Source organism: Belliella filtrata (assembly GCF_022549775.1).
GTDB lineage: Bacteria > Bacteroidota > Bacteroidia > Cytophagales > Cyclobacteriaceae > Belliella > Belliella filtrata.
On record NZ_JAKZGP010000050.1, the window covers coordinates 1 to 13,289 of the forward strand.

Consider the following 13,289-nt stretch of genomic DNA (forward strand, 5'->3'; position numbering starts at 1 on the left):
TAAAAAATTTACTGGTCAATTAAATCGGGCTCGCCCCAAATCCTTGTTTAAGGTTTGCATTTTAACTTTCTATAGCTTTAATTAAAAAAAACAATGGGCAAAAACAAAAAACTCCCATCCCATTCCTATATCCCTGAATATACGGATATTCCCACCAGCCCCTCCGCCATAATAGGAGGCACCAGTTTCAAAGATTATTGCATACAATTCCCCTTGCTGCCCCTCCTGAATAATCGGGAAACTTATAATGCCATATCCAAAATTTTTAGAAGGTTCACTACTGCCCAATTTTTCTCTCAATTTCCTGAAATTATCTTCTATTTCTTCATCAGTAAGAATATGTCCGTTTATTTTATTCGGATCCAGGTTGACAGACTTTAGCTCTTCCATTTTCTTTATTAACCCAACTTTCTGTTCAGCACTGAGTAAGGTGTCAAAATCCACATAATTAATTGTGTCCAAAGGCATTCTACTCGACCTGTTCCCTAAGTTTATTTGCTTGTAATTGATATACTGACTTAAACCATCCTCTTCAGCCCCAACAGTATTCTGACGGAGTGTGCCATTGGGATCCATATATAAAAATCGAAGAAAATCATATGCAAGTGCTGTTTCCGATTGGTGTTTCTGAGATTTACAGGCACCTATTACCAATAAGATAACAAGTGAGAACAATGTAAATACAAAATTTTCTGACATTAACTTTTTCATTCTTTCATCTATTATAACCTCCAAATCAGATCTGCCAGATTTCACGAATACATATTCATCAAGAATTTACACAACATCCAGTTCTTGTTAAATTATCAGAAGACCTTGATTGAAATAAATCTATATCTGAAGTTTTATCCAGATTTATAACCAACAATTTACAGTCGCAAAAAACTTCCAATTGTCTTCTTCTAGTTTAAATATACGGACTGTTCCTTTTATGAATATATCATGCCATTCTGGAAAGATATTACCAGTTTCAAAAACAATCCCATACACTTCTCCATTCTTCCCTTTTTGTATAATAGGGTAGCTAATCAGTGTGAAAATAAGCATTTCTCGTCCTTGTAGTTCATTTTTTCTTTCTTCAATTGCCGACTCTGAGATGATCGGTGGGATTATCCTTACTGGATCCAAATCCACTTTTATTGGATGCTCAAGTTTTCTGATGAATTCCTGCTTCTGATCTGAAGTCAATAATGTATCAAAATCTACATATGCTGAAGGATCCAGCGCATTTTTGTATCTATTGAATTCATTTATAAAGGAATAATTGAAATATTCATTGTAAAAAAAATCCATTTCTTCTTTGCTAAGTGTGTTTTGACGGATCAGATCGTCCTCATTATCATAAATTGCTCTTAACAAGCTATATTCCAATTCAATATCTTCAGTTTGTGCTTTGGCATTGTTTGAAGATACAGAAATAAAAACTGTGAAGAATAAAATTATAGCAAATGCCTTTTGAAATAACTTTGTCATGATATTGGAAATAATTTTTATACTTGATTGCATCATGCTGATTCTTTAGTTACAAGGAGTCCCTTTTGCCTGACTATCGTTAGTGGCTTCTTTACTTAGGACATCCCTTATCCTGGCTCTCTCATTTTCATCCAGAAAATTCTCTTTATATACTTCATAATCTATAAATTCATCATTATAAAAACCAATAAATCCACCCCAAACCATATCTTGATAAAACTGCATGGGTTGTAAATTACCCGGATTATTTGACTGGTCCCGCCGGTTCACCCTTGTCATTCAGGAAGTAGATGCTCCAAACAACCGTCTTCTGTTCATACTCTTTATTATATTCATTCGCATTTGAATTCAATCTAAGTATCCGCTTTAATACCAGAAGATTTGTTTACCAGTAAACAACATTTCTACTTGATCAATATCCTTAAAAATCTGATTCTTAAGGAGACCTTGGTTGATTTGGTTACCAATGTCTTTGCAGATTTACATAATTATCTATTATATCACTGGATGTCACATGGTGCAAACCCCAATAATTCCCAGTAGGGATCAGACTTTACAAAAACCCTGATTTCCCCAACTGAATCTGATCTAAATCTAAAAGAAAAGGTATCAAATGTGATGGCGTAAATAACACCATTAATACCCTTTTGGATAATTGGGAAGCTGATTTTATTCATTCTTGGAACAATAGGTTCGCTGAGGTTTTTGGGATATATCTTATCAAAATTTTCCTTTCTTTCTAAGTATATCTCTTCAGGTAGTACTTCAGCAATCATTCTATCAGGATCCAGTTGCACCTCCATAAGTTCTTTAAATTTATTAATAAGCTGGCCTTTTTGATCTTCGGTAAAAAGCAAATCCAGGTTTAGAAAAGGTTCACTATCATTTGGATTATTTGTAGACCTGATGTTTTCTCGCAAATAATCATAGCGTAAAAACCGCCCATACAGTGTATCATTGTTATCTATGGTGTTCTGCCGAATTATACTTGCCGGATCATGATGTAAAAATCTTAGCAAACCGTACTCTAAATCCATTTGCTTTTGCTGCTGAATTTTACAGGAACTTATCAAAGTTGCTATACTGAGAGTAAGGGCATAAACAATTAAATATATTTTTTGCTTTTCCATAGTCAATGTGTTGTTTTATCCTTTTCACAATACTTTATAAAAAATTTACTGGTCAATTAAATCGGGCTCGCCCCAAATCCTTGTTTAAGGTTTGCATTTTAACTTTCTATAGCTTTAATTAAAAAAAACAATGGGCAAAAACAAAAAACTCCCATCCCATTCCTATATCCCTGAATATACGGATATTCCCACCAGCCCCTCCGCCATAATAGGAGGCACCAGTTAGAAAGATGATTGCATATATTTCTCCATTTTTCCCCTCCTGAATAATCGGAAAACTAATAACACTATAACCTAAAGATCCAGAGAATTCACCTTCACCCAATTTTTCTCTCAATTTCCTGAAATTCTCTTCTATTTCTTCGGTCGAAAAAATATTCACATTTATTATATTTGGATCCAGGTTGACAGACTTTAGCTCGTCCAATTTCTTTATTAACTCAACTTTTTGTTCAACACTGAGTAAGGTGTCAAAATCTACATAATTAATTGTGTCCAAAGGCATTCTACTCGACCTGTTCCCTAAGTTTATTTGCCTGTAATTGATGTACTGACTTAAACCATCCTCTTCAGCCCCAACAGTATTCTGACGGACTATAACATTGGGGTTGTAATATAAAAAACGCAGAAAATCATATGCAAGTGCTGTTTCCGATTGGTGTTTCTGAGATTTACAGGCACCTATTACCAATAAGATAAGAAGCGAAAACATTGTAAATGCCTTTTGAAATAACTTTGTCATGATATTGGAAATAATTTTTATACTTGATTGCATCATGCTAATTCTTTAGTTACAAGGAGTCCCTTTTGCCTGACTATCGTTAGTGGCTTCTTTACTTATGACATCCCTTATCCTGGCCCTTTCATTTTCATCTGGAAAATTCTCTTTAAATCCTTCATACTCAATATAATTTATACCATTTTCACTAAAATCTGTTAGACCTCCCCAGGCCATATCTTGATAAAACTGCATAGGTTGAACATTTCCTGGGTTATTTGACTGATCCCACTGATACAAACTTTCAGCAATTACATCTATGTAAACCGGCATAAATCCATGATGTGCATGCATGACATCATTTACTAACCCTTTAGCAAGTGCAAAAGCATTCAAACTTTTAATCAGATCAGACCCAGGTTCAGCATAATTTAAGTACAATATATGGGCATGAATCAACTCATGCATCATAGTCCGTACAATGGAAATAGTAGTAGCGGTATTCAAATATTGACTACTAAATTTAGTCTCTATAATATTTGTCCCTTGAATTCTATTAGTTGAAGCATTTACATTATTTGAAAGGTCATTGACGTTTCTAAGTCTATAATCAAACTTATTACTATATTAATAGATTAAGAATCTCATCAAAAATATTATCACTATTCGGATTGTTTACCGCATTGTTCAGCATTTTCCTGAATATTTCTTTGGCACAAGGATGTTCAAATAATTCAAAATCTACTTTAGATTCCTCACCCTTCCAAAGCGCCAGACTTTCATAGAACTGAAAAAAATGATCGTCTGTATACATCCATAAATCGCTGAGCGGATTAAATGGCAGGTAAGAATAATTGATATGATCCGCCTGCACTACCACTAGAGGCAAGTACATTTCTGTAGCAGACCAATTGCAACCAGAATCTGTACAGGAATACTTCATATAGATAAGGGTTCCGTTGCTAAGGCTGATTATTTCTTCCTGTCCATTCACCGGGTTTAGAGGAAGGTTATTGCCACTAGGTCCATTTCCACCTCCATCACCTCCTCCGGCACAATGTGTCCCAAGCAATCTAGTTTGTTGGGATTCGCAGGTACATGAAGTAAACAGGTAATTTCTGGAAACTTCTACCCCATCAATATAGGTGATATAATACCAGTCCAGACATCCCTGAGTCCTGGAGTTGACATTCTTGCCCGGTTCCTCTATAGCGGACAATCGACTGTTGGAAATCAACTCTCCATTAGAAAAAACATTTTCTACCAAGTTTATTCCCAGTAGGTTGGAGATTGTAAAGGTTCCAGAATAATTGTGTTCATTATTTTCCAATACATTCTTTATCATTGAATTCATGTCAAAGCCACCTATTGGGTCAAATTCCATTACCTGAGCGTATTTGGGTTCTCCTTCAAGAGTATAAAAAATAATTCGCCTATCAGAAAATCGGTCTGTCTTTGGTAATGAATATATGCTTAGTTTTTGGTGTTCCCGTATTGTCAAAGATTGAAGTGAGGACCAATTTATTTCCTTACCTAAATCTAAAACTAAATCTTTTTCCTCTTCTTCTACCTGTTCTGAAACAGACTCAAGATACTCAAGTACTTGATTCTTTTGTTCTTGGTCTATTTGTTTTGATTCTCCTCCAATATCACCTGGATTAAGATCGCATGATTGTAATCCCAGCATACTTATGTACAAAAGGAATACAATGTTTCTAAAAAGTGTGAATGTGTGTGAAAGCGTGTTGGTAATAAAATTCTTCATAGTGGTATAAATTATGGTTTAAAAAAAGATATAAATCTAATAAATCATGCTTAAGTTATAAAAATAAAATTAAAACTACAAACGTATTAGATGAATTTTCTTAGTTCAATGGGAAAAAATATCAGGAAACACTCCATAGACCAAATAATAAGCTAGACTTCATACCTATTGAAACTATGATCTTTTGGGTTCAATTTATCATTACTCTATGGGATTTAGGAATTGTTTAGCATACCTTATCGACCGAGTTTTGATAAAGAGGGTTTGCTGAAAAAATTTCAGGCATGCCAGATTCAAAGCTGGCGAATGAAGATGCATGCATATACTTCGAATGAGCCCAATGATGAATATGGTATGCCTGGCTAGCCTGAAAATTTCGATTTATGAAGTTTAAGGAGCACGGAAATCAAGCTAGATCATTGAATAAGCTTTCACCTGCTGATAAAGGCAATACTTGTTAAATAGGCTATTCATCAAAATTTGAAGAAATTATTATCCTTTTGGCGTTTTTCAGCACGCCCTAATTTAGAGTTGGCTAGGACAATAAAAAGAGAAATAAAATAACATTAAAAAATGAATTTTATTTCATGACTATCTCCTTTCTTGCACGAAGCCAATTAATAGATTATTGCATTAGCAATTTGATATTTTGCTGATGGGAATTGTTCTCTAATGTTGAGTATTCACAGCTTAATAAAGCTACGTCATATCCTACGTGCAACCTTGCGAATACTCATATTTTATTTAAACCAGCTTGTGATTTCTACCTAAATTTCCTTCAAAACCATCCCTACCCTGCTAGGTAAATATAGCTTTAAAGTACCATTATCATCAGTACTATATTTCAGCGACTTATCTAATCTTGAAAACCCTCCAAACTTTTCTTCATCGGAGTGAAGAATGATCTGATAACTACTCTTTTTCCTTACTGGAATTTCGTATCCAAACAAGGATTCAAAAGGATGGAAATTAAATACAAAAATCAACCTTGCCCTTTCATAAGCCAATATTTTCATTTGCGGATCCAAAAACAATTGATGCGCATGGCTTGATGCGCAAACATCATATCCTGCCACTAATTTGATCATTTCTTCGTCAAAATCAGCTAAGAACTTATACTTCAAAGAAGGGTTATCTCTCAATGACCATTGCCTCCTAGCATATTGATAGCTCCAGTCGTTTCCAGCTCTTGGGAAATCAACCCACTCTGGATGTCCAAATTCATTCCCAATAAAATTAAGATACCCCTCACCTCCCAGACCGATAGTAACTAGCCTGATCATCTTATGCAAAGCTATTCCTCTATCGATCACCAAATTCTCATCCTCTAGTCCCATATTGAAGTACATCTCTTTGTCCATCAACCAAAAAGCCAAAGACTTGTCACCAACTAATGCTTGATCATGAGATTCAGCATAGGCTATTGTTTTTTCTTTTTGAGGCCTATTAGAAAGCTCGTGCCAAAGCTCAAACATATCCCATTCCTCATCCTGCTTGTGCTTCAATGTTTTGATCCAAAAATCTGGAATTCCCATTGCCAACCTGAAATCAAACCCTATTCCGCCATCGTCAATTGGTCTACACAAACCCGGCATTCCACTGACCTCCTCTGCAATACTGATTTTATCAGTACTTATTTCTTGTATCAATGCATTGGCTAATTGAAGATAAGTAACAGCATCATCATCTACACCTTCGTCAAAGTATTTAGTAGGATTGTCGAAACTTATATTTCCATGGTGGTTATAAATAATAGAAGTAACTCCATCAAACCTATATCCATCAAAATGAAACTCTTCTAGCCAATAGCGAATATTACTTAATAGAAATTGTAAAACTTCCCATTTCCCATAGTCAAAAAGCTTGGAATCCCAACCTTCATGATATCCTCTAGGCCCAGCATGAAAATATTGATGATCGGAACCATCAAACTCATTGAGGCCTTCATTGATATTCTTGACAGCATGAGAATGAACAATATCCATAATAACGGCAATACCCATCTTATGCGCTGTGTTCACGAGACTTTTCAACTCTTCTGGAGTACCAAACCTTGAACTTGCTGCAAAGAAATTAGATACATGATAACCAAAAGAACCATAGTATGGATGCTCCATGACTGCCATCAATTGTATAGCATTGTAGCCAGCCTTTTTTATTCTTGGCAATATTTCTTTTTCAAATTCTAAGTATGTTCCGACTTTATGCTTTTCTAAGGCCATGCCTACATGACATTCATAAATCAAGGGTTGATTTTTGATTGTGGATAAATCAAAATCTCTGTCTGACCACTCGAATTCCTGCTCCATCCAGACTTGCCCAGCATAATCATGTGTTTGTTCATCTTGAACAACGCGCTTGATGTAAGCTGGAATTCTATCAAAAGCTCCCTTTTGATTTTCTATATGAACTTTGACCTTACTTTGGTGTAAGAAACTATCCTTGTACTCATCGAAAGGCAAAAAGATTTCCCAATCTCCACGGTGGTTTCTTCTCATTGGATGACTGTAACGGTTCCATCCATTGAAATCCCCCATAAGAAATAAATTGTGTGCAGCTGGTGCCCATTCTCTGTAAACCCATCCATTTCTCATCTTTTCGAAATGAATTCCATAATATTCATGGATTCTGGCAAATTCCAAAATACTGCCAGAATGATTTTCAATGGCATTTTTCACTTCCAAAAACCGCTGATGTCTTGCACTAATAGCTGAAGCACAAGGCTCTAGCCAAGCTTCATCCATTACTAAAGGTAAAATTTTCGAATCTTCCACAAAAAATCAGTTTAGTATATGTCTAAGGTAAAAATACTTAACAGTATTTCAATGCAAAAAATGAAAAGTTTGCGCTTCTTGATTTAAATTTTGATCTACTTTATTTCTGAACAAGATTCAATAAATAAAATATACCATCGATGAAGCAATCACATACCCCAATAGAAAACATAAAAAAATAGGCCCTGTAAGTGAAAATTTTTGATGGTTTGGGGCATTTTTATGATGCATAGTATGACTTAACTTTTTCATATACCGTTCTGGATATATGGAAAGTAAAACCAGCCCATAAAGAATGGTAAACGATATGAGAGAAAATAGTACTTGCATGCCTTTTGAATCTAAACAAATCTACAAAAAAATTGAATATTCTGAATTGCTGTTAATGCTTTCATTTATATTATTTTTGCTTCATACTAGATTCACGTATGATCAGTTCCGTCTTTAAAATCGTCGTATCAGCCCTATCTAAATCTTGATCTTTTATCAGCTGTAAAAGTAGCTTGGTGGCTGCTCTCCCCATTTCGTAACCGTACTGATTTACTGTACTCATCGTAGGCGTAGTGGTCTGTGAAATCATCCAATTACTAAAGCCCATTAAACCTATCTGGTTTGGAACTACATATCCATTTTCTTTTAAATACTTCAATGATCCAAAAGCTACCAAATCAGTGATGCAAAATATAGCATCTGGCGGGTTATCATTTTGCATCAGTTCAGAAGTAAAATTATACCCTTCATCTTCAGTGATCATGGTACAACATTTCACTAAATCTTCTCGAATTGGCATTCCAGCATCTTTCAAAGCTTTTAGGTATCCTTCATACCTGTCACAAGCATTTTTGACGTCTGTTCTGCCTCGGATATGAGCTATTCGAGTATAGCCTTGATCTATCAAATGTTTAGTCGCTTGATATGCACCCTCAAAATCATCAACAATGACTTTTGGACAGGAAATGTAATCCGTAATTTTATCAAATTGAACCACTGGTTTTCCTTCATCCAAAAATGCTTGGAGATGCTCGCCAGTAGTTGTTTCATTTGAAATGGAAATCAAAAGCCCATCAACGCTACCATTGAGCATAATTTGGCTAGCCTTTTCTTCAACATTAAGAATATCATTAGACTGTGTCACCAATATATTGTATCCCTGACCATTAGCTTCACAAATCGCTCCGCTGATGACAGTGGAAAAAAAATGATGCACAATTTCTGGGACGATTAAACCTAGATTGTACGTTCGACTTTTTCTGAAATTAACAGCCATCAGATTTGGGACATAATGGTTGTCCTCTGCATATTTCTTGACTAATTCAATTGTCTCATTTGCAATATCTGGGTGAGCCTTCAAAGCACGGGATACTGTAGAAACTGAAAGATTTAATGCTTTAGCAATATCTTTCAACGTTAACTTCTTCTTATCGGTCATTTTTAGGTTTAATCAAACTATAAAAGCTAATAATATACAAAACTTTGAAAGCTTCCAATATTTAAATGGATTTTATCCTTAACATACATCTAAAATTAATTATTTTTGATATGATGAATCTATTTAAGCTTCCATTTGATCTAAATGCTGATTTAGGAGAAGGCATGGGAAATGACAGTGAACTTATCCCTTTCCTCTCTAGCAGTAATATAGCATGTGGGGGACATGCTGGAAATGGTGAAAGTATGCAAGAGACAATCTTGCTTTGTGAAAAATTTGATGTCAAAATCGGTGCTCACCCCTCCTATCCAGATCCTGCAAACTTTGGCAGGAAATACTTAGAACTTTCCAAGGTTGAATTTCAAGAGTCCATCATCAGTCAAATAGATGAATTACTAACATTATGCGATAAACACAATCTCAAGTTAAATCATATCAAACCACATGGTGCACTATACAATAGGTTGGCAGTGGATCAGAAGGAGGCTATGTGGTTTGTTGAAATAGTGAATAGTAATTACCGAGATAAGGTTTTATACATACCTCCAAATTCAATTATTGAAAAAATTGCAAATCAAGCAGGCATCAATACTGCCAGAGAAGCTTTTGCTGATAGAAGTTACACTGACGACTTAGGATTAGTAGATAGGAATCACCCTTCTGCTCTTCTTTCTGAACCAGCTATTGTAGTAGACCAGATTAAAAATATGGTACACAATAATAAAGTTCATACAATTACTGGGAAAATGCTGGACATTCGTTTCGATACCGTATGTATACATGGTGACAACCCCAACGCAACAGAAATTATTAAAGCTATTTATACCTCATTTCAATCATAAACATGAATATTTCTTGGAAGTTGATTCAGCCTAATCTTGTTGAAATATCATGGCCAAAAAGTATTTCTGAAGAAATTCTCCATGAACAGATCTCTCTAAGAAATGCTCTTATTGAGCAAAATCAGCTAATCATCTACGAAATTAGAATGGGATACCATGTCTTATCGATTCTTTTTGCAAAAGACATCAATAGTCTTGAACTTGATTCAATCATTAAAATCGCTGAAAAATCAACTTCCCGTTTACCATATCAATCGATAAAAAAATGGATTGTTCCAGTTTGCTATGACCCTAACTTAGCAAAAGACCTTAACGAATTTTGCAGAAACAAAAAAATTGAGCTAAAGCAATTGATTCAAATACATACATCAAAGGAATACTTAGTGCATTTCTATGGTTTTCTGCCTGGCTTCATGTATTTGGGTGGCCTTGATGAGCGGCTTTATCTCCCCCGAAAACATAAACCTGACGCAGCGATTCCAGCTGGAGCAGTAGGGATTGGAGGAGAGCAGACAGGAATATATCCAATGCAAAGCCCTGGAGGTTGGCATATCATTGGCCGATCACCATTAAAATTCTTTAATATTAAAACAAACCCTCCTGTAGTCCCCGCACAAGGAGACTTTATCAGCTTTGAGTCAGTTTCTATTTCATCCTATGAAAAAATAGCCAAAGATATTTTACTAGGTAAATACATTTGGGAAAATGAATAAGTCTTTAGCAAAAATTCGCTTCAAAAAATCGGGTTTGATAAGCTCGGTACAAGATCACGGTAGATTCGGTTTTGCAGATTATGGAGTCCCATATTCTGGTGCTATGGATCAGTTTTCCTACAACCTTGCCAATTTGCTTTTGAACAATGATGATGATGCAGCTGTTTTAGAAATGGCAATAATAGGTCCTGAAATGATTTTTGAAATGCCAACAACAATTGTATTCACAGGTGCTCAAGTAGAAATTTTTGTCAATGGTACCCCACAGCCAATTGGCAAACTCCTTGCTCTCCAGCATAATGATGTTGTCAAAGTTGGACGCTTTAAAAAGGGGCAATGGCTATACATGGGAATCAAGGGCGGAATTCAAACTCCTCGATACTTAGAAAGTCGAAGTTGGTTTGAAGGAATTAGTGATCATAAAGTAGTCAAGAATAACATTTCACTACCTTACAAAGTATTCTTTGAAAATAAAGAGCATCCCAAATCTCATCCAAAACTTACATCGAATTGGTTTGAAACTAATACAATAGATGTTTATCGAGGTGCTGATTGGGATAAAATTCCAAAATCAATCATTCGGAAATTGAGTGAGCAAAATTTCACAATTGGAAATCAAGTCAATCGTATGGGAATCCAACTCGAAACAAATCTTTCTCACCAAATTCCCAACATTTTAACATCTCCTGTGTATCCAGGCACGGTCCAATTGACTCCTTCAGGTAACATAATCATACTAATGAGAGATGCCCAAGTCACTGGGGGATACCCAAGAATACTGCAGCTCACAGACCAAAGCATTAATATAGTTGCTCAGAAAACTAACTCTGATGTATTGAATTTTAAAATTTTAAATTATTGATTGAAACATTCCTTTTAATTTACCAAAATCAATTTTTATATTGATAACATAATTTTAAATAAAGCACCATGAACCAAGCGATTGAAAAACAAATTTTAGCTCAGGGAATGTCTTTAGATCAAGCCAAGGCGCAGATCACACATTTTGAAGACGGCTTTCCTTTTTTACCAATAGTATCCCCAGCAACTATAGGAAATGGTATCAAACAACTTTCTGAAAATGAATTAAATGAAATTCAAAAGGCTTATTCCAAAAAGACAAAAAAGCTAGAAGTACTGAAGTTTGTCCCTGCAAGTGGGGCTGCCTCTAGGATGTTTAAAGACTTGTTCTCTTTTTTGGATAGTGAAGGCGACTTGACCAAAAGTCCATTTACAGAAAAATTCATTATCAATATCCGCAAGTTTGCATTTTATGAGGATTTAGATAAAGCCTTATCGGCTAAAGGATCAAGCATCAAAAAGGCTATCAATGATAAAGAGTATAAGCTTATAGTATCTACTTTGTTAGAGGAGAACGGCCTAGCCTATGGTATTTTACCTAAAGGATTGCTAAAGTTTCATAGGTATGAACATGAAAGTAGGACGCCAATTTTTGAGCATTTCATTGAAGGTTTACATTATGCAAAGGGTAAAAACAATATTGTAAGACTACATTTCACTGTTTCCCCAGAGCATGAAGAAAGGTTTCGGGCAGAAGTGAATGAGATCAAGCAAAAATTGGAAGCTTTGCATAACGTATCGTTTCAGATCACTTATTCTCAGCAAAAGAAAAGCACAGACACCATAGCTGTCAACATGGACAATACCCCATTCATGGAAGATAATGATGAAGTACTCTTCCGACCAGCTGGACATGGGGCATTGCTTGAAAATTTGAATGAGGTTGATGCTGATTTGATATTTGTTAAGAATATCGACAATGTCGTACCTGACAAAATAAAAGAAACTACTACCCTATATAAAATAGGTTTAGGTGGATTACTATTAAGTATACAGGATCAGGTATTTAAATCATTAGAATCTTTGGAAAATGATTTCGAAGATGATACAATTTCCAATGCAATTTCACTTCTTGATAATGAGTTTGGCATCAAATTACCAAAGCATTTTGAGGAGTTGCCAAACAAAGAAAAAGGTAAATTTCTATTTCAAAAACTGAACAAACCTATTCGCGTTTGTGGCATGGTCAAAAATACTGGTGAGCCTGGAGGTGGTCCTTTTTGGGTAAAAGAAGAGGATGGAATTCAGTCTTTACAAATAGCTGAAACTGCCCAGATCAATATGCAAGATCCTAAACTCAGGCTTCTCGTTCAGCAATCCACTCACTTCAATCCTGTAGATCTGGTATGTGCTACCAAGGACTACAAAGGAAAGAAGTTTGACCTTCTTCAGTTTAGAGATATGAAAACGGGATTCATTACCGAAAAATCCAAAAGTGGCAGAGATCTTAAAGCGCTTGAACTTCCTGGCTTATGGAACGGTGCTATGGCTGGCTGGAACACGATTTTCGTAGAAGTTCCACTGATCACTTTCAATCCTGTTAAAACGGTAAATGACTTGCTTAGGGAGGAACATCAGTAATAT

General features: G+C 35.4%; 13 protein-coding genes. 4 read left to right on the forward strand and 9 right to left on the reverse strand.

Going from position 1 to position 13,289, the window contains the following annotated elements; genetic code table 11:
* Positions 1-81: 81 nt before the first annotated feature.
* The 9 genes from MM239_RS15860 to MM239_RS15900 all read right to left on the reverse strand — a co-directional run bounded on the left by MM239_RS15860 (position 82) and on the right by MM239_RS15900 (position 9,289).
* The gene (locus MM239_RS15860) at positions 82-711 is read right to left on the reverse strand and encodes a hypothetical protein (RefSeq protein ID WP_241349235.1); all 630 of its coding nucleotides are present in this window, start codon (positions 709-711) and stop codon (positions 82-84) included.
* A gap of 144 nt (positions 712-855) precedes the next feature.
* Positions 856-1,473: a hypothetical protein gene (locus tag MM239_RS15865; protein WP_241349236.1), complete on the reverse strand. Its 618-nt coding sequence runs from the start codon at positions 1,471-1,473 to the stop codon at positions 856-858.
* A gap of 45 nt (positions 1,474-1,518) precedes the next feature.
* Positions 1,519-1,698 (reverse strand): hypothetical protein, encoded by a 180-nt coding sequence (locus MM239_RS15870; protein WP_241349237.1) that lies wholly within the window; start codon positions 1,696-1,698, stop codon positions 1,519-1,521.
* Positions 1,699-1,973: 275 nt separating this feature from the next.
* Positions 1,974-2,603 carry a hypothetical protein gene (locus MM239_RS15875; protein WP_241349238.1) on the reverse strand — a complete coding sequence of 210 codons (630 nt, stop codon included), beginning with the start codon at positions 2,601-2,603 and terminating at the stop codon, positions 1,974-1,976.
* A 118-nt stretch (positions 2,604-2,721) separates the two neighbouring features.
* Positions 2,722-3,345 carry a hypothetical protein gene (locus MM239_RS15880; protein WP_241349239.1) on the reverse strand — a complete coding sequence of 208 codons (624 nt, stop codon included), beginning with the start codon at positions 3,343-3,345 and terminating at the stop codon, positions 2,722-2,724.
* A gap of 45 nt (positions 3,346-3,390) precedes the next feature.
* Positions 3,391-3,828: a hypothetical protein gene (locus tag MM239_RS15885; protein WP_241349240.1), complete on the reverse strand. Its 438-nt coding sequence runs from the start codon at positions 3,826-3,828 to the stop codon at positions 3,391-3,393.
* Between the two features lie 115 nt (positions 3,829-3,943).
* Complete coding sequence (locus MM239_RS15890) at positions 3,944-5,086, reverse strand: hypothetical protein (protein WP_241349241.1); 1,143 nt, start codon at positions 5,084-5,086, stop codon at positions 3,944-3,946.
* A 767-nt stretch (positions 5,087-5,853) separates the two neighbouring features.
* Positions 5,854-7,860, reverse strand: coding sequence for an alpha-amylase family glycosyl hydrolase (locus MM239_RS15895; RefSeq protein ID WP_241349242.1), 2,007 nt, complete (start codon positions 7,858-7,860; stop codon positions 5,854-5,856).
* 400 nt (positions 7,861-8,260) lie between these two features.
* Positions 8,261-9,289, reverse strand: a complete 1,029-nt coding sequence (locus MM239_RS15900) for a LacI family DNA-binding transcriptional regulator (protein WP_241349243.1) — start codon at positions 9,287-9,289, stop codon at positions 8,261-8,263.
* 110 nt (positions 9,290-9,399) lie between these two features.
* Here MM239_RS15900 and pxpA point away from each other — a divergent pair, with 110 nt between their 5' ends.
* The 4 genes from pxpA to MM239_RS15920 all read left to right on the forward strand — a co-directional run bounded on the left by pxpA (position 9,400) and on the right by MM239_RS15920 (position 13,286).
* Positions 9,400-10,131, forward strand: a complete 732-nt coding sequence (gene pxpA, locus MM239_RS15905; RefSeq protein WP_241349244.1) for a 5-oxoprolinase subunit PxpA — start codon at positions 9,400-9,402, stop codon at positions 10,129-10,131.
* Positions 10,132-10,133: 2 nt separating this feature from the next.
* Positions 10,134-10,844, forward strand: a complete 711-nt coding sequence (locus tag MM239_RS15910) for a 5-oxoprolinase subunit B family protein (RefSeq protein WP_241349245.1) — start codon at positions 10,134-10,136, stop codon at positions 10,842-10,844.
* Complete coding sequence (locus tag MM239_RS15915; RefSeq protein WP_241349246.1) at positions 10,837-11,706, forward strand: 5-oxoprolinase subunit C family protein; 870 nt, start codon at positions 10,837-10,839, stop codon at positions 11,704-11,706. The genes MM239_RS15910 and MM239_RS15915 overlap by 8 nt, the downstream gene beginning before the upstream one ends.
* Before the next feature lie 68 nt (positions 11,707-11,774).
* Positions 11,775-13,286, forward strand: coding sequence for a DUF4301 family protein (locus tag MM239_RS15920; RefSeq protein WP_241349247.1), 1,512 nt, complete (start codon positions 11,775-11,777; stop codon positions 13,284-13,286).
* Positions 13,287-13,289: the final 3 nt, after the last annotated feature.